General features: G+C 68.7%; 16 protein-coding genes. 10 read left to right on the forward strand and 6 right to left on the reverse strand.

The features are described 5' to 3' along the window. Positions 1–3: 3 nt before the first annotated feature. The 4 genes from ACQQ2N_RS18125 to ACQQ2N_RS18140 all read left to right on the forward strand — a co-directional run bounded on the left by ACQQ2N_RS18125 (position 4) and on the right by ACQQ2N_RS18140 (position 2,900). Entirely contained in the window at positions 4–675 is a 672-nt protein-coding gene (locus ACQQ2N_RS18125; protein WP_440222971.1) for a class I SAM-dependent methyltransferase, read from the forward strand. Between the two features lie 52 nt (positions 676–727). After that, a complete protein-coding gene (locus ACQQ2N_RS18130; RefSeq protein WP_440222972.1) occupies positions 728–1,012 on the forward strand; it encodes a hypothetical protein in 285 nt (94 codons plus the stop codon). A 318-nt stretch (positions 1,013–1,330) separates the two neighbouring features. Further along, positions 1,331–2,152, forward strand: a complete 822-nt coding sequence (locus tag ACQQ2N_RS18135; RefSeq protein WP_440222973.1) for a helix-turn-helix domain-containing protein — start codon at positions 1,331–1,333, stop codon at positions 2,150–2,152. A 301-nt stretch (positions 2,153–2,453) separates the two neighbouring features. Beyond that, complete coding sequence (locus tag ACQQ2N_RS18140; protein WP_440222974.1) at positions 2,454–2,900, forward strand: VOC family protein; 447 nt, start codon at positions 2,454–2,456, stop codon at positions 2,898–2,900. 659 nt (positions 2,901–3,559) lie between these two features. Here ACQQ2N_RS18140 and ACQQ2N_RS18145 read toward each other — a convergent pair. The 4 genes from ACQQ2N_RS18145 to ACQQ2N_RS18160 all read right to left on the reverse strand — a co-directional run bounded on the left by ACQQ2N_RS18145 (position 3,560) and on the right by ACQQ2N_RS18160 (position 10,678). After that, positions 3,560–6,490: a putative bifunctional diguanylate cyclase/phosphodiesterase gene (locus ACQQ2N_RS18145; protein WP_440222975.1), complete on the reverse strand. Its 2,931-nt coding sequence runs from the start codon at positions 6,488–6,490 to the stop codon at positions 3,560–3,562. A gap of 907 nt (positions 6,491–7,397) precedes the next feature. After that, positions 7,398–9,983 (reverse strand): bifunctional aconitate hydratase 2/2-methylisocitrate dehydratase, encoded by a 2,586-nt coding sequence (gene acnB / locus ACQQ2N_RS18150; protein WP_440222976.1) that lies wholly within the window; start codon positions 9,981–9,983, stop codon positions 7,398–7,400. 37 nt (positions 9,984–10,020) lie between these two features. After that, positions 10,021–10,422: a type II toxin-antitoxin system VapC family toxin gene (locus tag ACQQ2N_RS18155; protein ID WP_440222977.1), complete on the reverse strand. Its 402-nt coding sequence runs from the start codon at positions 10,420–10,422 to the stop codon at positions 10,021–10,023. Positions 10,423–10,432: 10 nt separating this feature from the next. After that, positions 10,433–10,678: an AbrB/MazE/SpoVT family DNA-binding domain-containing protein gene (locus ACQQ2N_RS18160; RefSeq protein ID WP_440222978.1), complete on the reverse strand. Its 246-nt coding sequence runs from the start codon at positions 10,676–10,678 to the stop codon at positions 10,433–10,435. Between the two features lie 216 nt (positions 10,679–10,894). Between ACQQ2N_RS18160 and acnA the strand changes: the two genes are divergently transcribed. The 3 genes from acnA (at position 10,895) to ACQQ2N_RS18175 (ending at position 16,318) form a co-directional block, all read left to right on the forward strand. Then, entirely contained in the window at positions 10,895–13,648 is a 2,754-nt protein-coding gene (gene acnA / locus ACQQ2N_RS18165; RefSeq protein WP_440222979.1) for an aconitate hydratase AcnA, read from the forward strand. A gap of 335 nt (positions 13,649–13,983) precedes the next feature. Continuing rightward, the gene (locus ACQQ2N_RS18170) at positions 13,984–14,673 is read left to right on the forward strand and encodes a hypothetical protein (RefSeq protein WP_440222980.1); all 690 of its coding nucleotides are present in this window, start codon (positions 13,984–13,986) and stop codon (positions 14,671–14,673) included. 1,006 nt (positions 14,674–15,679) lie between these two features. Continuing rightward, complete coding sequence (locus ACQQ2N_RS18175) at positions 15,680–16,318, forward strand: hypothetical protein (RefSeq protein ID WP_440222981.1); 639 nt, start codon at positions 15,680–15,682, stop codon at positions 16,316–16,318. A 167-nt stretch (positions 16,319–16,485) separates the two neighbouring features. Here the strand turns inward: ACQQ2N_RS18175 and ACQQ2N_RS18180 are convergent, their stop codons facing one another. Continuing rightward, positions 16,486–16,854 carry a hypothetical protein gene (locus ACQQ2N_RS18180; protein ID WP_440222982.1) on the reverse strand — a complete coding sequence of 123 codons (369 nt, stop codon included), beginning with the start codon at positions 16,852–16,854 and terminating at the stop codon, positions 16,486–16,488. A 200-nt stretch (positions 16,855–17,054) separates the two neighbouring features. Between ACQQ2N_RS18180 and ACQQ2N_RS18185 the strand changes: the two genes are divergently transcribed. The 3 genes from ACQQ2N_RS18185 to ACQQ2N_RS18195 are packed head-to-tail and all read left to right on the forward strand — an operon-like array spanning position 17,055 to position 19,739. After that, positions 17,055–18,179: a sensor histidine kinase gene (locus ACQQ2N_RS18185; RefSeq protein WP_440222983.1), complete on the forward strand. Its 1,125-nt coding sequence runs from the start codon at positions 17,055–17,057 to the stop codon at positions 18,177–18,179. Beyond that, a complete protein-coding gene (locus tag ACQQ2N_RS18190; protein ID WP_440222984.1) occupies positions 18,176–18,970 on the forward strand; it encodes a LytR/AlgR family response regulator transcription factor in 795 nt (264 codons plus the stop codon). Before ACQQ2N_RS18185 ends, ACQQ2N_RS18190 begins: the two co-directional genes overlap by 4 nt. Positions 18,971–19,025: 55 nt before the next feature. Then, a complete protein-coding gene (locus ACQQ2N_RS18195) occupies positions 19,026–19,739 on the forward strand; it encodes an rRNA pseudouridine synthase (protein ID WP_440222985.1) in 714 nt (237 codons plus the stop codon). A 27-nt stretch (positions 19,740–19,766) separates the two neighbouring features. Here the strand turns inward: ACQQ2N_RS18195 and ACQQ2N_RS18200 are convergent, their stop codons facing one another. Continuing rightward, positions 19,767–20,720 (reverse strand): glutaminase, encoded by a 954-nt coding sequence (locus ACQQ2N_RS18200; RefSeq protein ID WP_440222986.1) that lies wholly within the window; start codon positions 20,718–20,720, stop codon positions 19,767–19,769. Positions 20,721–20,747: the final 27 nt, after the last annotated feature.

A 20,747-nucleotide genomic window follows, 5' to 3' on the forward strand; every position in this document is an offset into this window, starting at 1 on the left:
GCCGTGCCCGGATTCCAGACCCGCCAGATCATCGTCGTCGTGGACGGCGATGCATTCCGCCTCCGCGTGCTAGCCGACCTCCTGCAGTTCTCCGATCCCGACGGGCACGGCGCACGCGCTGGCATCTCGTCCGCGCAATGGAGCCTGTTCGGCCAGGTCTGGCCGGCCGGTCGCCTGCTCGCCGACACGATGGGCCGCGTCGACGTCGCCGGCAAGCGCATCCTCGAGATCGGCTGCGGCATCGGTCTCGCCAGCCTCGTGCTGATGCGACGCGGTGCCGACGTGGTCGCCTCCGACGTGCATCCACTCACCGAAGGCTTCCTCGCCTACAACGCCGCGCTGAACGGATTGCCCGCCTTGCACTACCGCCACATGCGCTGGGACGAGGCGCTGCCCACGCTCGGCGATTTCGACATGATCATCGCGAGCGACGTGCTCTACGAGCGCGACCACGCAGCCCTCGTTGCCGGCGTCGTGTCGCGCCACGCGCGGTCGCGTGCCGAGGTGTTCGTGACCGATCCGGGCCGCGGCAACAGCGGCACGTTCACGCGCCTGCTCGCCTCGTACGGTTTCGACGTCAGGGAGTCGCATCCGGCCATGGAGGGCGACGACGGCGAGATGCGTCGAGGCCGCCTGCTCCACTACCGCCGCGGAGCTGCGAGATCCGTGGCGTGACGATAGAGCTTTCGCACCATCTTCCACGCGCCACCGATACGGAGATTGCCCCATGGCACGCCCCCCGAAGCAGATCGACCCTCTTCCCGCGACGAGCTATCACGCACCGCGCAAGTCCCACGAACGCGTCACGCCGATCACGCGTGAGCGCATCGCCTCCGACCTCGCCGCGTTCCGCGAAGCCGGTGGCCATATCGAGGTGCTCGGCATCACCCGCGTCGTCACCGAAGTCGGTGCGGACGGCAAGGTGGTCTTCAAGCCGAGCCACCGCCCGGGCGTGACCGCACCCGGCAAGGCCTCGCCGGGCACGCGCAGGACGCCTTCGTCGGACCGCTGACCGCGGGCGAAGCGTCCCCGAGCACATCCGGAAGGACCGGAAAGCGCACGCCGCACGGCGGGTTCGAAGCCGTGCGCTGCCATCGTCGGTCGCGATGTCGTCCCGCACGGACACCGCGTCGGCCTCGCCCATGGCATCCATCCGGTGATGCCACCGTGCCACGGATCCACGGCATGGCCATCGACCACCGCGGAGGCTCGCCGCAACGGGTGCGGCGACACCCTTCACTCGAACCTCGTTCCGGCGAAGACACGAGAACGCTGCGGAGCTCTGCGCGCGCACGCGTCGCCTCGATCGCCACGCGCGTAAGATGGCCGCATGATGCTCGAGCGCCCGCCCTGTCCCGCGTTGCGACCTTTCGTGCGCAGCCTCTGGTACGCCGCGTCGGCGAAAGGTGCGGCGGACGCACGCGAGCACCTGTTGCCGACGGGCGAAATGCATCTCGTGATCCGGTTGTCGGAACGCGGCGTGCGCGTGTTCGCGGGCGCCGACGACACGGCGGGCTCGCGCCTCTCGCCTTCCCTCGTCGCGGGACTGCGCGACCGCTTCCACGTACGCGGCACGGGCGAGGCCTCGACGAGCGTCGGCGCGCAGCTGCGTCCCGGCGCGGCGGGCGCGCTGTTCGGACTCGAGGCGTGCGAACTCGCGAACCGCCATGTCCCGCTCGATGCGCTGTGGGGCGCGGCTGCGGCGCAGGCACGCGAGCAGCTCCAGGAGGCCGCGACGCCGGCCATCGCACTCGACGTGTTCGAACGCGTGCTGCTCGCGCGCGTCGGCCGCGTGCGTGGCGTGCATCCCGCGATCGCCCGTGCGCTCTCCGATGTGGATGGTGCGTGGCGCGTCGCGGCAGCCGCGGCCGCGAGCGGGCTCAGCCACCGACGCTTCGCGACGCTGTTCGAACGTGCCGTCGGGTTCACGCCGAAGCGCTATGCGCGGGTGCTGCGCTTCGGCGACGCCCTGCGCCTGCGCGCGGGCGATCCGTCACGGCCATGGTCTGCGATCGCACTCGACGTCGGCTACAGCGACCAGCCGCACCTGCAGCGCGAGTTCGTCGCGATGGCGGGCATGACGCCGGCGACGTATGCGCGGCACGGCGTGCGCGCGGTGCATCACGTGCCGGTCGACGGGCCGACGACCTGACGGCGGATCACGACGACGGTCGGGTGCCGACGTCGTTCCGATACGAACCTCAGCGCGATCCGCACCCGGAACACATGATCCGGGGCGCGTGAAGCGGAGCGGATGTTTCACGGACACGTGGACGTTTCGCGGGCCCATCACTCGTGAACACCCGTCGCGCCCTCGCCGCGCGAGGACACTGCCGAGCACGGGAGCGGCACGGCCTCCCGGGGATGCATCGGCAGGAACCCGTTCCATTTCGTTCAAGACAGGCCTTCCGCACGGGTGCATGCTGCGGCCTCCCGACACCGAGGATGCCGCCATGTCGACGCACGAGCTGTTCCCGTACCTTCACATCAAGGACGCCGCAGCGGCGATCGACTTCTATCTCGCCGCCTTCGGCGCGAAAGAGAAGTTTCGCCTCGTCGAACCCGGCACCGGGCGCGTCGGCCATGCCGAGCTCGACTTCGGCGGCACGACGATCATGCTCGCCGACGAGTTCCCCGAGTATGGCCTGCACTCGCCGAGTTCGATCGGCAACACGAGCGTGACCCTGCACCTGCACGTCGACGATGCCGACGCGGTGATCGCCCGCGCCGTCGGGGCCGGCGCCACGCTCGAGCGCGCGCCCAGCGACGCGTTCTACGGCGAGCGTTCCGGCAGCGTCCGCGACCCGTTCGGCCACCGCTGGAGCATCGGCCACAGCATCGAGGAGGTCAGCCCCGCGGAGATGCAGCGGCGGTATGACGCGTTGATGGAAGGGAGTTGAGGGGGCGGCGATGGCGAGGTTTCAGAGCGGGCGCATGGCTTCCAAAGTGTGAAAGGCCCTTCGCTGTCGGTCACGCTCAAGGGAATGACCAGCGCTGCGCGCTGTTGTGAAGCGCCTCCGGCTTGACCAGCCATTCTGCTGTTGAGAGCCGCCCACCGCTGTCCGGGGAAAATCCACACACCGTGTCGCACCATCAACGGAGCTGTGGCGTGGTGTTTCCCGGCGCTCAGCGTCGCGCGACCGTACAGGATCAATGCATCCTCCCGGAGCGGCGTCGCGCTTGAGCCCCTCGCCCTCCGGGAGAGGGGTTGGGGAGAGGGTGCGGGATAGAGACCACGTTCGAACATCGTCGCGATCCCGGACCCTCATCCGGCCCTGCGGGCCACCTTCTCCCGGTGGGAGAAGGGAGAGCGCGCGCGATGCGGTGTTGCTGCGAGAACGAATCTGCATCTCGGCATTCGTCGTCGGAAGCCCGACGCGTCAGTGCTTTCCGGAGGAGCTTCACGACACCGCAAAGCGCTGGTCGTCCCCTTGAGCCTTTCAGGATGCGGGAACCCGCAAGAAGCCTGGGAATCGACAACGAAGCCGCGCTTCTACGGAGTCGGATCACGCTGCTTCGTCGAGCCGACCACGGTGTCGCGCGGAAACGGGAGCGGCCCCTACCCCACCGCCTGGTAATCCGCTCTCCGCTCGCGCACGCCGAAGATGTCGTTGAGCGAGCGTGGCATCGAGAACAGGAAGCCCTGTCCGATCGAACAGCCGAGGTCGAGCAGGATGGCGCGCTGGGCTTCGGTCTCGACGCCTTCGGCGATGACCTCGATGCCGAGCGAGTGCGCGAGCGTGCTGATCGCGCGGACGACGGCGACGCTGGGGCTGCCGTCGCCGAGGTTGCTGATGAACGAGCGGTCGATCTTGAGCGCGTGGATCGGGAAGCGGTGCAGGTAGCTCAGCGACGAGTAGCCGGTGCCGAAATCGTCGAGCTGCACGCGCACGCCCGCGTCGCGCAGGCGCGAAAGCGTCTGGTGCACGTGCTCGGATTCGCCGAGCAGCGCGCCTTCGGTGATCTCGAGGCGCACGCGGCGCGGCGACACGCCGGTCTCGGCGATCAGGTGCAGTGCCAGATCGGCGAAGGCGGTGCCGTGCAGCTGGCGCGGCGAGACGTTGATCGAGACGTAGCTGTCACCGGGCAGGCGCGTCGCGGCCTCGCAGGCGAGTTCGAACATCCGCCAGTCGATCGCCTCGATGCAGCCGTTCTCCTGCGCCGCAGCGAGGAATTCGTCGGGCGCGAGCAGGCCACGCACCGGGTGGCGCCAGCGCAGCAGCGCCTCGTAGCCGGCGACGCGTGCATCCTCGAGGCGCACGATGGACTGGAAATGCGCCTCGAAGCCGCCGTGCGCGAGCGCGTGGCGCAGCTCACCCTCGAGCTCGAGCGCACGCACGGCCTGCGCGCGCAGCACCTCGTCGAAGATCTCGTGGCGCTGGCGGCCTTCGGCCTTGGCGCGGTACATCGCCGCGTCGGCGTCGCGCAGCAGCTCCTCGCCGCGGCGGTACTGCGGGCTCGCGTAGGCGATGCCGATGCTCGCCGAGGTGTAGAGCTCCTTGCCGCCGACGCGCATCGGTTCGACGAGCGCGCCGAGCAGCTGCTCGGCGACGTCGACCGCGTGCTCGGCACGCGGCAGGTTCTCGAGCAGCACGGCGAACTCGTCGCCGCCGAGGCGCGCCACGAGCGCCGAGGGACACGCGTGCGCGAGGCGCGTCGCGGCCTGCTTGAGCACCTCGTCGCCGACGAGGTGGCCGACGCTGTCGTTGATGACCTTGAAGCGGTCCAAGTCGAGGAACAGCACGGCGAAGTCGCGGCGATCACGCCGGTAGCGCTCGAGCGCGGTATCGAGGCGCTCGAGCAGCAGCGCGCGGTTCGGCAGGCCAGTCAACGTGTCGTGCAGCGCCTCGAACATGAGCTGCGCCTCGACGCGCTCGCGTTCGCGGATCTCGGCGACGAGATCGTTGTTGGCCTGCGCGAGCTCTCGTGTGCGCGCCTCGACGCGCGCCTCGAGCTCGACGTAGGCGTGGCGCAGCGACTCCTGCGCGAGCTTGCGCTCGAGTGCGCTGGCAACATGGAAGCCGACGAAGGTCAGCAGCTCCTGGTCGCGGATCGTGAAGATGTGGCGCTCGTCGTAGCTCTGCACGGCGAGCACGCCGACGGTGCGCTCGTCGCAGGTCAGCGGCACGCCGAGCCAGCACGTCGAATGCGGTCCCGAGGTACGCACGACGCCCAGGCGCACGAGTTCCTCGACCTGGGCACGATCGGCGAGCACGGCACGTCCGGTGCGCAGGGCGTACTCGGTCATGCCGTCGCGCATGCGCCGGCGTGGGCGCACGGCATCGATCTCGTCGACCGAGTACGGGAACTCGAGCTCGTTGCCGTCTTCGGAAACGAGTGCGATGTAGAAATTGCGGGCGTCGATGAGCTCGCCGACGATCGCATGCACGCTCGCGTAGAAGCGGTCGATCGAGTCGGCCGTGCTCGCGCGCTCGGCGATGCGGAACAGCGCCGACTGCAGGCGCTCGCCGCGCTGGCGCTCGGCGACCTCCTGGTGGAGATCCTGGTTGGCGCGCGCGAGCTCCGAGGTGCGTGCCTGCACGCGGCGCTCGAGATCGGTCTGCGCCTGCTTGCGCTCGAGCGCGGTGAGCACGTGCTGGGCGACGTAGGTGAGCAGCGCGCGATCGTCCTCGGTGTAGCGCGTGTGCGCGAGGTAGCTCTGCACGACGATCACGCCGCTGATGCCGCGCGCGCCGACCATCGGCACGCCGAGCCAGTCCTCGCTCTCGGGGCCCATGCCCTGCCCGCGCTGCATGCCGAGACGCGCGCGCACCTCGCTCGACGGGCCCATCTGCGACTCGCCGGTGCGGATCACCGCGAGCGAGAGGCTGTTGGGGATGCTCGCCGCGGGGATCTCGCTGCTGTCGATCGGCGTCTTGTCGACCGAATCGACGAAGTACAGGAAGCGCAGGCTGTCGCGCTCGGCCTCGTACAGCGCGATGAAGAAGTTCTCGGCATAGGTGAGCTGGCCGATGATGCCGTGGATGCCGCGCAGCATCTCGGTCATCTCGAGGTCCGAACTCGCCATCGTCGCGATCGCGAACAGCGCGCGTTGCACGTGCTCGGCGCGCTCGATCTTGCGCACGGCGTGCTTGAGCCAGTCGACCTCGAGCAGCCAGTCGGCCGCGCAGGCGATGTCGTCGACGAAATCGTTCCAGCCCGGCTGCAGCGAGGCGTCGGTGTTGCCTCGCTCGGGCCACACGGCGAGCGCATTGACGACGCCGAGGTCGCGCGCGAGCGGGATGACGTGGACGTCGTCGGGTGGCTCGGCATCGGAAAGGCCGAATTCGCCGTCGAACGCATGTGGATCGATGCCGGCGGCCCAGGCATCGGGGGAGCTCGAGAGCACGGGGCCGCCGACCGCTTCGGTCGCGTCGCTGCGCCAGATCACGTTGAAGCCGGTCAGCCCGAAACGCGCGAGCGCTTCCTCGGCTGCGAGACGCCCCATGCCGCGCATGTCCGGGACGCGCAGCAGCTCGCGGGCAAACATCGATCCTGATGTGGATTGCATACGGGCGCCGGTCACGAGCGTGGACCGGGCTCCCCTCGCCGGCCCCACCGTCGGACATGTCGACGCGATTGTAACCACACATTCACCGTGCGCGGGCGGGCCGTGTGAAAGCGCACGAAAGCGTGAACTGCGTCATGAAAAACGGGACCTTTGTGACTTTGGAAGCTGAATGGGTGGCCCGTTGGCGTGGGGACTCGGCGCTACGGGAGAGCGTGGCCCTGGTCATCGTCACGACGGCTGCGCGAGTGCCGAGGGCCATCGTATCTCTCGACGCTTGAGGGGATCCCGGCTTCCGCCGGGATGACGGTTACTCCGGATATAGCCTTCTGCTTCAGATCCCACGCCGAACGGAGGTTCGACGGTCGGTTCAAACAATTCCCACCGACCGTCATTCCGGCGGAAGCCGGAATCCATTTGGGCCTAGCGCGGATCGGCAACGTTCCCGCACTCAGGCAGCGCTCAAGGGGATCCCGGCTTCCGCCGGGATGACGGTTACTCCAGACATGGCCTTCTGCTTCAGATCCGACGCCGAACGGAGGCTCGACGGTCGGTTCAAGCAATTCCCACCCACCGTCATTCCGGCGGAAGCCGGAATCCATTCGAGCCTGGCGCGGATCGGCAACGTTCCCGCACTCAGGCAGCGCTCAAGGGGATCCCGGCTTTCGCCGGGATGACGGCGATTCTGGAGTCAGTGGCGTAGCTCACACCGGAGCGTCTATGTCATCCACGGACGCCCACCTGCCGTCGTTCCGGCGGCTCTCAACAGCCGAATGGCGCCGAGACCAAACCCAAAGAAAAAGCCGGCACGAGGCCGGCTTTTTCACGAACCGCGACACGCAGGCCGACGATCACCCGTCGCGCCCTCGTCTCGCCCGCCACGTCACGCTCACGCGTTGACCGTGTCGGCGATGTCCTTGTAGTCGGCGATCTGGTCGAAGTTCATGTAGCGGTAGATCGTGTCGCCGTTGGCGCTGAGCACGCCCATGTCGGTCATGTACTCCTCCTTGGTCGGAATGCGACCGAGGCGCGAGCAGATCGCTGCGAGTTCGGCCGAGCCGAGGTACACGTTGGAGTTGCGGCCGAGGCGGTTCGGGAAGTTGCGCGTGCTCGTGGAGAACACGGTGGCTCCTTCGCGCACCTGCGCCTGGTTGCCCATGCACAGCGAGCAGCCCGGCATCTCCATGCGCGCGCCGGCCGTGCCGAACGTGCCGTAGTGGCCTTCCTTGGTGAGCTCGGCGGCGTCCATCTTGGTCGGCGGGGCGACCCACAGCTTGCTCGGGATGTCGCGCTTGCCTTCGAGCAGCTTGGCGGCCGCACGGAAGTGGCCGATGTTGGTCATGCACGAACCGATGAACACCTCGTCGATGGTCGCGCCGGCGACATCCGACAGCGTCTTCACGTCGTCCGGGTCGTTCGGGCAGGCGACGATCGGCTCGTGCACGTCGGCGAGGTCGATCTCGATGACCGCAGCGTACTCGGCGTCGGCGTCCGGCGCGAGCAGCTTCGGATCGGCGAGCCACGCCTCCATCGCCTTGATGCGGCGGTTGATGCTGCGCACGTCCTGGTAACCCTGCGCGATCATCCACTTGAGCATGACGATGTTCGAGTTGATGTATTCGATGATCGGCGCCTTGTCGAGGTGCACCGTGCAACCCGCGGCCGAACGCTCGGCCGAGGCATCGGAGAGCTCGAACGCCTGCTCGACCTTGAGGTTCGGCAGTCCCTCGATCTCGAGGATGCGGCCCGAGAAGATGTTCTTCTTGCCCTGCTTGGCGACCGTGAGCAGGCCGGCCTTGATCGCGTACAGCGGGATCGCGTTGACGAGGTCGCGCAGCGTGACGCCGGGCTGCAGCTCGCCCTTGAAGCGCACGAGCACCGACTCGGGCATGTCGAGCGGCATGACGCCCGTGGCCGCCGCGAACGCGACGAGGCCCGAGCCCGCCGGGAACGAGATGCCGATCGGGAAGCGCGTGTGCGAGTCGCCGCCGGTGCCGACCGTGTCGGGCAGCAGCATGCGGTTGAGCCACGAATGGATGATGCCGTCGCCCGGACGCAGCGGGATGCCGCCGCGCGTCGCGATGAACGCGGGAAGCTCGTGGTGCGTCTTGACGTCGACCGGCTTCGGATACGCCGCGGTGTGGCAGAACGACTGCATGACGAGATCGGCCGAGAAGCCGAGGCAGGCGAGATCCTTGAGCTCGTCGCGCGTCATCGGTCCGGTGGTGTCCTGCGAGCCGACCGAGGTCATCTTGGGTTCGCAGTACGTGCCCGGACGGATGCCCTGGCCTTCGGCGAGGCCGCAGGCGCGGCCGACCATCTTCTGCGCGAGCGTGAAGCCCTTGCCGGAATCGACCGGGTTCTGCGGCAGGCGGAACAGCGACGACGGCGCGAGGCCGAGGGCTTCGCGCGCCTTCGCGGTGAGGCCGCGGCCGATGATGAGCGGGATGCGGCCGCCGGCACGCACCTCGTCGAACAGCACCTCGGACTTGACCTGGAACTCGGCGATGACGGCACCGTCCTTGAGCGCCTTGCCCTCGTAAGGACGCAGCTCGACGACATCACCCATGTTCATCTGCGACACGTCGAGTTCGATCGGCAGCGCGCCGGCGTCCTCCATCGTGTTGTAGAAGATCGGCGCGATCTTGGAGCCGAGGCAGACGCCGCCGAAGCGCTTGTTCGGGATGAACGGGATGTCCTCACCGGTGAACCACAGCACCGAGTTGGTCGCCGACTTGCGGCTCGAACCCGTGCCGACGACGTCGCCGACGTAGGCCACGAGATGGCCCTGGCGCTTGAGGCCTTCGATGAACGCGACCGGGCCGCGCTTGCCGTCTTCCTCGGGCACGATGCCTTCGCGCTTGTTCTTGAGCATCGCGAGCGCGTGCAGCGGGATGTCCGGGCGCGTGGTCGCGTCCGGCGCGGGGGACAGATCGTCGGTGTTGGTCTCGCCGGTCACCTTGAGCACGGTGATGGTGAGGCTCGGCGGCACCTCGGGACGCGAGGTGAACCACTCGGCGTCGGCCCAGCTCTGCAGCACGGCCTTGGCGTGGGCGTTGCCGGCGTCGGCCTTGTCCTTGACGTCGTGGAAGGCGTCGAACATGAGCAGCGTGTGCTTGAGCGCCGTCGCGGCGATCGCGCCGACCTGCGCGTCGTCGAGCAGCTCGACCAGCGGATGGATGTTGTAGCCGCCGAGCATCGTGCCGAGCAGCTCGGTGGCGCGCTCGCGCGTGATCAGCGTGCACTGCTCGGTGCCGAACGCGACCGCGGCGAGGTACGAGGCCTTGACCTTGGCGGCATCGTCGACGCCGGCCGGCACGCGGTAGGTGATGAGGTCGACGAGCGTGGCTTCTTCGCCGGCTGGAGGCGCCTTGAGCAGTTCGATGACGTCGGCGGTCTGGCGGGCGGACAGCGGCAGCGGCGGGATGCCGAGCGCGGCGCGTTCGGCAACGTGTTGGCGGTAGGCTTCGAGCATGGAGGACTCCGGGAAACGCGGTGAAGGGTGAACGGGGTCAGGCGGCGGGGACGACGAGCTTGAGTCCCTTGAAATAGTCTCGGTAGAACGTGCGGTCGCGCGTGATGAGGCCACTGCACTGCAGGAGCGCGTGCGCGCCGATCAGGAAATCCGGCACCGCACGCGTGCGCGCGCCGCCGCGCTGGCGGTAGCGGCGCTGCATCTCGCCGGCACGCACCGCGGCGCGCGCCTCGAGCGGGTTGAAGCGGATGCCGACGTCCTCGAGCACGGCCAGCGCCTCGGCACCGTCGCGCAGCGCGCTGCAGACCTCGGCGAGCACGACCTCGCAGACCACGACCGGGCCTTCGGTCAGGCACTGGCGCAGGCAGGCCTCGGCGGCGTCCGCCTGCGGACCGTCGGCCAGCAGGTCGACGAGCACGGAAGTATCGATCGCGATCATGGTCGCGGGATCAGGGATCGAGCGGTTCGTCGGGCGCGCGACCGCGGATCGCGCGCATCGCCTCGTCGGTGGTCTCGAAACCGTCGAGCTTGAAACGGCCGCGTGCACGCGAGATCGCGTCGTCGACGTTCTTGCGCAGCACGATGCGGCTGCCTTCGAGTTCCACCTTGAGCGTGGAACCCTTCACGAGCCCGAGCGCGTCGCGCACGGCTTTCGGCAGCGTGATCTGCCCGCGTTCGGCGACGGTCGCTTCCATCGGCATGCCCCGAAAAGTATGTATGGATGATACGTACTTTAAAGCCCGTACTCAAGTCCGCATGTCGCGGGCACGGGCGCCATGGGGCGTCCGCCGGCTGCAATCAGCGGAGGATAATCTTCGCAAGTCCATACTCGCGAAGTGCCTCGCCACCGCCCACACTGCACCCGTCCCGCCTGAAGCCAGCGCCACCCGACACGCCACAGGAGCACGCGCATGAAAGACTCGTTCGCCACCCGCAGCACACTCGACCTCGCCGGCAAGACGTACCACTACGCGAGCCTCGCCAAGCTCGGGAAGCGCTTCGACCTCGCGCGCCTGCCCTACTCGATGAAGATCCTGCTCGAGAACCTGTTGCGGCATGAAGACGGCGTCAACGTGACCACGGCCGAGATCGAGGCCGTCGCGCAGTGGGATGCGCACAAGGAGCCCGATACCGAGATCGCGTTCATGCCGGCGCGCGTCGTGCTGCAGGACTTCACCGGCGTGCCGTGCGTGGTCGACCTCGCCGCGATGCGCGACGCCGTGGTCAAGCTCGGCGGGCGCCCCGAGCAGATCAACCCGCTCGCGCCGGTCGAGCTCGTGATCGACCACTCCGTGCAGGTCGATGCGTTCGGCAACGCGGGCGCGCTCGATCTCAACGTCAAGATCGAGTTCGACCGCAACAAGGAGCGCTACGCGTTCCTGCGCTGGGGCCAGGGCTCGTTCGACAACTTCAAGGTCGTGCCGCCGCGCACCGGCATCGTCCACCAGGTCAACCTCGAGCACCTCGGCCGCGTGGTCATGGCCGCCGACAAGGACGGCGAGCTGTGGGCCTACCCGGACACCGTGTTCGGCACCGACTCGCACACCACGATGATCAACGGCATCGGCGTGCTCGGCTGGGGCGTCGGCGGCATCGAGGCCGAAGCCGCGATGCTCGGACAACCGTCCTCGATGCTGATTCCGCAGGTGGTCGGCTTCAAGCTCATGGGCAAGCTGCCCGAAGGCGCGACCGCGACCGACCTCGTGCTGACCGTGACGCAGATGCTGCGCAAGCTCGGCGTGGTCGGCAAGTTCGTCGAGTTCTTCGGACCGGGCCTGGCCAACCTCGCCCTCGCCGACCGCGCGACGATCGGCAACATGGCGCCCGAGTATGGCGCGACCTGCGGCATCTTCCCGGTCGACGCGGAAGCGATCGCCTACCTGCGCCTGTCGGGCCGCAGCGAGGAACTCATCGCGCTGGTCGAGGCCTACGCGAAGGCTCAAGGCCTCTGGCACGACGCGAACACGCCGGCACCCGACTTCACGACCACGCTCGAACTCGACCTCGGCGACGTCAAGCCATCGCTCGCGGGCCCGAAGCGCCCGCAGGACCGCGTGCTGCTCGGCGACGTCAAGGCCAACTACCGCAGCAACGTCGGCCCGCTGTCGGCCAACCGCAAGCCGCGCAAGACGCAGGAGGCCGCCGACTTCGCCAACGAAGGCGGCGGTGGCGCGATCGGCAACCCGGCCAACGACATCGTCAGCGGCCGCGTGCGCGTCGAGCACGACGGCCACCACTACGAGCTCGACGACGGCGCGGTGGTGATCGCCGCGATCACCTCGTGCACGAACACGTCCAACCCGTCGGTCATGCTCGCCTCGGGCCTGCTCGCGCGCAACGCGGTGCGCAAGGGCCTCAAGACCAAGCCGTGGGTCAAGACCTCGCTCGCACCGGGCTCGAAGGTCGTCACCGACTACCTCGAGCACACCGGCGTGCTCGCCGACCTCGACGCGCTCGGCTTCTACACGGTCGGCTACGGCTGCACGACGTGCATCGGCAACTCGGGCCCGCTGCCGCCCGAAGTCAGCAAGGCGATCGCCGAGGGCGACCTCGTCGTGAGCTCGGTGCTCTCGGGCAACCGCAACTTCGAGGGCCGCGTGCACCCCGAGGTCAAGATGAACTACCTCGCCTCGCCGCCGCTCGTGGTCGCCTACGCGCTCGCCGGCACGGTCGACATCGACCTCACCCAGGAGCCGCTCGGCACCGGCAAGGACGGCGAACCGGTCTACCTCAAGGACATCTGGCCGACCAACAAGGAGATCTCCGACACGGTGGCCGGTGCGGTGACGCCCGCGATGTTCGAGAAGAACTACGCCGACGTGTTCAAGGGCGACGAGCGCTGGAACGCGATCGACGCGCCCGAGGGCGAGCTCTACGCCTGGGACGAGGACTCGACCTACATCAAGAACCCACCCTACTTCGACGGCATGACGATGGAGACGGGCTCGATCGCCGACATCGACGGCGCGCGCGTGCTCGGCGTATTCGGCGACTCGATCACGACCGACCACATCTCGCCGGCCGGTTCGATCAAGAAGGATTCGCCGGCTGGTCGCTTCCTGATCTCGCGCGGCGTGCAGCCGGTCGACTTCAACTCCTATGGTTCGCGCCGCGGCAACGACGACGTGATGGTGCGCGGCACGTTCGCCAACATCCGCATCCGCAACCTCATGCTCGACGGCGTCGAGGGCGGCTACACGCTGCACGTGCCCTCCGGCGAGCAGCTCGCGATCTACGATGCCGCGATGCAGTACAAGGACGAGGGCACGCCGCTGGTCGTGTTCGCGGGCAAGGAGTACGGCACGGGCTCCTCGCGCGACTGGGCCGCCAAGGGCACGCTGCTGCTCGGCATCAAGGCCGTGGTCGCCGAGAGCTTCGAGCGCATCCACCGTTCGAACCTGGTCGGCATGGGCGTGCTGCCGCTCCAGTTCAAGGACGGCGAGAACGCGACGACGCACGGCCTCACCGGCCGCGAGACGATCGCGATCACCGGCCTCGACGACGGCAAGGCACGCGAGGCGACCGTCACGGCGACCGCCGACGACGGCACGACCAGGACCTTCGCGGTCAAGGTGCTGCTGCTGACCCCGAAGGAGCGCGAGTTCTTCCGCCACGGCGGCATCCTGCCGTACGTGCTGCGGCAGCTGGCGGCGAAGAAGGGCTGAGCGGTCGTCGCACGACAACGCGTGTCTGCATCCGGAGCGTAATCACCTGCGGCGATTCCGCTGGCTTTACCTAGGGCGGAACCCACGCAGCGGATTCCGCCGCAGATGCAGGCCAGCGCCCGGGATCATCACGATGGACGGTGATCGCAGCCCCGTCCTGACACGTCGGAACGCCATCGCGGTGCACGGCGGAATCACCTGCGGTGGTTCCGCCCTACCCGCCGGACGCGATGGCGGCTTGGGAATCCATGTCATCGTGATGTGATGGCTGGTGCCATCGGTTTGCGTGGTTCGACGTATCCGGCCCTTCCGCGGCCGTCGTACGGAGCTGTGCGATGTACCGATCCTCTCCTGCACGTCGCCAGGCGTTCGCGCTGGCGTTCTCGATGGTCGCCGTGATCGGCGTCGGCGCACTCCCCGCTCCGCTGCATGCGCAAGCCGGCATGCACGGCCGTGCCGCGATGGCCACGCGCATGGACTGCGCAGGACTCGCCGGCCAGAAGCACGCCACGCTCTCGGTCGAGGCCTGCGAGCGCAAGAAGGCCGCCCTGCTGTCGCTGCAAGACGCCTCCGCAACGCCCGGCGGCGAACGTCCCGGCGACGAGGCGATGACGTGCACGCAGCTCATCGCCAAGCTGCAGTCGATGGGCCCGGGCATCGACCCCGCGCTCGGCGAGAAAGCGCGCATCGCCGGCGAAGCTGTGCGCGAGACCTACGACCGGCAGAATGCGGCCGCGAAGGCGATGGCAGCGCGCCAGGCCGCGGAATCGATCGCCGCGATGGCCGGGCCGAACATCGCCCAGGGTATCGTCGGCGCGAAGCACAGCGCCGAGAGCGTCGCGCTCGGCACGGCAAGCAGCCAGGCCATGCGCGGCGCCCGCGACCAAGCCTCGTTCGCGAGTGCCGACGCGTCCGAAGCCCTCGCACAGCGCATGCGCGATGACCCGCGCTTCGCCCGCTTGCTCGCGCTCGTGCAGCAGAGGAACTGCGGGATGGGGGACATGCCGGCGGTGCCTGGAGGTTGATCGATGAGGGCGAACGAGTACGTCGCTTTATGCGGCGGCAGCCTTCGAAAAGACGTGCTGAAGGTCCGACACCAGAGAAGCTTCGCTGCGCCGTGCAACGACGGTCTCCGAAACAGCGCCATCCCGGCGGCTCTCGATAGCCGAGTGGCTGGTCAAGCCGGGATCCCTTTGAGCGCCACCGTATGACGCGCACTTACGGCTGGAGGCGTACTCGCAAAGAAGCACGACGGTCGCACTACGACTGCAGCGCTTGAATGGATTCCGGCTTCCACCCACTGCTGTCCGGGGAAAATCCGCGCACCGCGTCGCGTCGTCAGCGGAGCTGTCGCATGGCGGTTCCCGGCGCTAGGCGTCGCGCGACTTCACCGTCTCGACGCGTACTCCCGCCGTGGCGTCGCGCTTGAGCCCCTCGCCCTCCGGGAGAGGGGTTGGGGAGAGGGTGCGGGATCGAGACCACGTCGGATCATCGTCGCGATCCCGGACCCTCATCCGGCCCTTCGGGCCACCTTCTCCCGGAGGGAGAAGGGAAGAGCGTGCGCGATGCCGTGTTACCGCGGGAGCGAGTCGGCATCCCAGCATTCGTCGTCGGAAGTCTGACGCGGCAGCGCTTTCCGGCATTCGCTTCGAACTTTCCCCGGACAGCTGCGGGCTTCCGCCGGAATGACGGTGTACAAGAATGGATGCTGTCGGCGAATCGGACCGGGAAGACGATGTGGCATCGAAACAACGTCATCCCGGCGGAAGCCGGGACCCTCTTGAGCGTGAGGGCAAGATGCACGCCCCGAGCCTGAAGCCGACTCTCGAAGAAGCTCGATCGACGCATCACGGCTGCAGCGCTTGAGTGGATGACCAGCACCTTGGAACGCTGCTCCGCACCTACTTGCACACGCACCGTCGCAGCACGACGATGAGTGCTCTTCCGCAGCGGAAATCCGTCGATGACAGCCACGAGGTCCTCCTTCGCCAACCTCACGGCGCAGCATCGTGCCGACAGCGCGGACCGTGCATGAAACTCCCCACCCGCCACACCTGGACCATGATCGGCGCGGCGCTTCCCGACGGCATCTCGGCGTTCGCGTTCCTCGTCGTATGGATCGCGCCGTTCGCGTTCGGGCCGCATGCTGTCAAGAACGCGATGCTCGTGATGATGGTGGAGTTCTTCGTCATCCACGCGAGCGGCATGATCGGCGGCACGGTGCTGCGCGAGGACGTCACCCGCGGCAAACGCGTCGCCACGGTGTTCGGCTTCGGCGCGTTCTACCTGCTGTTCGTCAGCGTGTGGTCGCTGGTGTTCCAGGTGTGGTGGCCGTTCGTCGCGTTCGGCTGGCTGCTGGTCGGCAAGCTCGTGCTCGCGCTCGACCTCTCGCGGACCTCGGCCGAGCGGCGTGCGGCCATGCAGGCGCGCTGGGGCATCAGCATCCTTGTGTTCGTGCTCGGGGCCTTCGCGACGACGATCCTGCCGCTGCCGCGCCTGGGCATCGGCGTCGACCTCGTGTCACGCCTCGGCCTTCCCGCTACCGGGCTATGGGTCGAGCAGCCGCATCGCGTGGTCGCGTTCGGGTTCTTCTACTTCACGACGCTGGCATGGCTCAACGTGCGTGCGCTGCGCGTGCCGAAGCCGGCACCGAAGCCTGCATCGAGGTGATGCGGCCGTATTGCGTGACGACCCGCGCGGCGTCGAGACGCTTTGCGCGACCCCGTTCGCAGTAGCGAACGGCGTTTCCGGAGCGTGGCCTGTGCGAGTCACGCACATGACCCGCACAACGGCCCGCCACGGCAGGACCCCAGCCTGCCGTGGCGGACTCGTGGGCCTCAGCGACCGGCGTCGGCCGTACGCTGGTCCGGCAGCGTGATGGTGCGCGGCGTGCCGACACGCAGCGTGCGGTTCGCACAGACGTCCACATTGCCGAGCACGACCGTGCGGCCACCGCGGAACGTCACGCGCACATCGCGCTGGCAGCTGCCGGCGGCGACGTCGATCGTGCGCGCGGCACCGCCGCCCTGCAGCGACGTGGTGCCGATCGGCACGTGCACGAACGCGGACGATCCTGCGTCGGCCATCTCGAGGCCGGCAATGCTGTCGCGCGAGGTGTTGACGAGATCGAGGTAACGCGCGGAGGGCGCGGCGAAGGCCGAGGCGCTGGCGAGGACGGCGAGCGTGGCGAGGACGAGGCGGGACATGGCGGGGCTCCTGGGAAGGGTGCCGGGACGGTCGCTGCCTTCCCGGTCGCTGCCATGGAACCCCGGACCCCGCGCGCGCAGGAACCGCAACGTGACGAATCGTCGTGGGGCCGGGGCGAATCGTAGCTACCACGCGCCGTGCTTCCGGTGGCCCGGCGCGCGCCGTAGGATCGCCGCCACCTGCCCTGCACGCCACCGTCATGAAGATCCGCCTCGGCGACAACGAGATCGGCCTCGCGCGCTACCTCGGCCTGTGGAGCATGGTCGTCGTCGCGTTCGCGGCGCAAGGTTTCCTGCACGACGCCTACCACGGCTTCACGTGGTCGCCGTTCGATTACCTGCGCTGGTCGATGGTGCAGTGGTACACGTGGGCCGCGCTTGCGCCGCTGGTGTTCCGCCTTGCCGCGCGCCATCCGATCCGGCCGCCGCTGCGCCTGCGTTCGCTGGGCACGCACATCCCGGCGAGCCTCGGCGTGTCGGGTCTCGCGGTGCTGGTCGGCGCGTTCGTCTCGAGCGTGTTCGAGCCCGGCACGTTCGGCGACCAGGTCTGGCAGTTCGCGAGCAAGCACGTCGCGATCGGCCTGCTCGCGTACTGGGCGCTCGTCGCGATCCAGCAGGCCTTGCACTACCGCGCCGAGACCGCACGCCGCGAGCTCGAGGCGAGCCGACTCGCGACCGAGCTCGCACAGTCGCGCCTGCAGGTGCTCAAGACCCAGCTGCAGCCGCATTTCCTGTTCAACACGCTGCACGCGATCGTGACCCTGCTCGACGAGGACACCATGTCCGCCGAGGACATGCTGCTGCGCCTGAGCGAACTGCTGCGCGCGTTCCTCGAGGACTACGACGGCCAGGAGATCACGCTGCGCCGCGAGCTCGCCCTGCTCGACCTCTACCTCGGCATCCAGCGCACGCGGTTCAAGGATCGCCTGACGACACAGGTCTACGTCGAGCCCGAGCTGCTCGATGCGGCCGTGCCGAGCCTGATCCTGCAGCCGATCGTCGAGAACGCGATCCGCCACGGCATCGGCCAGCACGTCGGCTCGGACCATGTCGAGATCGAGGCACGCCGCGAGGGCGACGTGCTGTGCCTGGAAGTGCGCAACCGCAACAGCACGCTCGAGGCCGGCGGCAGCGCCGCGGCCGGCCATGGCATCGGCCTGTCGAACACGCGGCTGCGCCTGCGCGAGCTGTACGGCGACGCCGCCTCGCTGCGCCTCGACATGACCTGGCCGAAAGGCGTGTCGTGCCGCGTGCGCGTGCCGTGGCGGATCATGGACGACGAGAGCGACGACCCCGAATTCAGTCCCGAGGCGCACCCGGCATGACCCTCGCCGTGCTCGTGGTCGACGACGAACCGATCGCGCGGCGTGCGATCGCGCGCATGCTCAAGGACGATCCCGAGGTCGCGCTCGCCGGCGAGTGCGGCGACGGCGCATCGGCGGTCAGCGCGATCCGCGAGCTCTCGCCCGACCTCGTGTTCCTCGACATCCAGATGCCGGCCATGAACGGTGTCGACGTGGTCGAGGCAATCGGTGCGGCGCGCATGCCCGCGACCGTGTTCGTGACCGCGTACGAGCAATACGCGGTGCGCGCGTTCGAAGCCAATGCGGTCGACTACCTCGTCAAGCCATTCAGCCGCGAGCGTTTCGCCGAGGCGCTGCGCCGGGCCAAGGCCAGGCTCGCCTCGCGTGCCACCGCCGCCCACGACGCGACCACCTCCGAGCGCCTGCTCGAGGCGCTCGCCGCGGTGCGCGCTCGAGACGAATACCTCGAGCGCATCCCGGTGCGCGTCGACGGCCATGTCGTGTTCGTCGACGTCGACGACATCGTCTGGATCCGTGCCAACGGCAACACCGTGCGCCTGCACCTCGCCGATCGCGAACACGACCTGCGCGAGACGATGGCCACCCTCGCCACGCGCCTGGATCCGAAGCATTTCGCACGCGTGCACCGCTCGGCGATCATCAACGTGCGTCGCGTCAAGGCGATCCATCCGTGGTTCAACGGCTACCACGTGGTCACGATGGACACCGGCCAGCAGCTGCGCATGAGCCGTTACCAGCACGAGGCGTTCCTGCGCCTGGCCACCGTGCGCAGCGAGGATCCGCCGGCCTGACGCGCACGCCGGCGCCGCCGCGCGTACACTCGCCGGCCGTCGCCGAAGCCCCGCCATGACCGAATCCGTCCGCCTCGACAAGCATCTCGTCGCCCTGCTCGGCTGCTCGCGAGGCGAAGCACGCCAGTACATCGAGGGCGGCTGGGTGCTCGTGGATGGCGCGATGGTCGACGCGCCGCAGCACCCGATCGACGGCCAACACGTCGAACTCGCCCCGGGCGCGCGCCTCGGCGAGATCGAACCGGTGACGCTGCTGCTGCACAAGCCGGCCGGCCTCGACACGCAGGCCGCGATCGCGCTCGTGACTCCGGCGACGCTCAGCCCGCTCGATGTCTCGGCACCACGCGTGCTCAAGCGTCATTTCCATCACCTCGAGGCGCCGATGCCGCTCGACGACGACGCCAGTGGCCTGCTCGTGCTGACCCAGGACCACGGCGTCAAGCGCCGCCTGACCGAGGACGCCGCGCATCTCGAGCAGGAGTACATCGTCGACGTCGAGGGCACGCTCGCGCCGTACGGACTCACGAAGCTCGCCGGTGGCACCCTTCTCGACGGTGGCTGGCCGCTGCCACCCTGCCAGGTCAGCTGGCAAAGCGAGACGCGCCTGCGCATCGCGATCAAGCGCGCCCGTCCCGGGCAGATCGCGCGCATGTGCGCCCTCGTCGACCTGCGTGCCGTCGCGGTGCGACGCCTGCGCATCGGCAGCGTCGGGCTCTCGAAGATCGCGCCGGGCACCTGGCGCTATCTGCGTGCGGACGCGCGTTTCTGACCAGGCGCGACGCGCAGGCGCCGAGGATCAGAACACCGACAGCCCCGTCATGCGCGTGAACCGGTGCAGCGCGTAGCCGCCGAGCATTGAGTTGCCTTTCGCATCGAGCGCAGGTGACCACGCACACAGCGCCATGACCTTGGGCACGACCGCGACGATCGCGCCGCCGACACCGCTCTTGGCCGGCAGCCCGACGTGGAACGCGAAGTCGCCCGCCGCATCGTAGGTGCCGCAGGTGAGCATGACCGCGTTGATGCGCGTGGCGCCTTCCGCGCTCGTCACGCGCTCGCCCGAGACCGGGCATTCGCCGGCGTTGGCGAGGTAGAGCACGCTGCGCGCGAGGTCGACGCAGTCCATGCGCAGCGCGCAGTGGAACGAATAGAAATCGAGTACCGCGTCGACGTCGCAGGCGAGGTTGTCGAAGCTGCGCAGGAAGTTCGCGACCGCGATGTTGCGCGGGCCACTGCGGCGCTCTTCGGCCGTCACGGGCGGATCGACGCCGATGCGCGGGTTGCCGGTGCGCGCGCGCAGGAACGCGAGCAGCGCGTTCTCGGGGTCCGCATGCAGCGACATGAGCACGTCGTCGACAACGAGCGCACCCGCGTTGATGAACGGGTTGCGCGGGATGCCATGCTCGTATTCGAGCTGCACGAGCGAATTGAACGGATCACCCGACGGCTCGCGGCCGACGCGCCGCCACAGCGCGTCGCCGGCCTCGTGCAGTGCCATCGTGAGCGTGTGCACCTTCGAGACGCTCTGGATCGCCAGCGGCACGCGCGCATCGCCGACCGCGTGAACGTCACCGTCGAGCGTGACCACGGCCATGCCGAAACGCTCACGCGGCTGGCCGACCAGCGACGGGATGTCCTCCGGCAGCGTGCCCTCGCCGAAGCGTTCGCGCACCTCGGCGTCGATCGTCGCGAGGATCGCCGGCAGGTCATGGCGGCGCAGGTCGTAGGGATTGTGCGGGATGGTCCGCATGGGTCGGCCTCGGGTCGCGTCGCGCGA

It is taken from the genome of Dokdonella aquatica (genome assembly GCF_051987395.1).
Lineage (GTDB): Bacteria > Pseudomonadota > Gammaproteobacteria > Xanthomonadales > Rhodanobacteraceae > Dokdonella.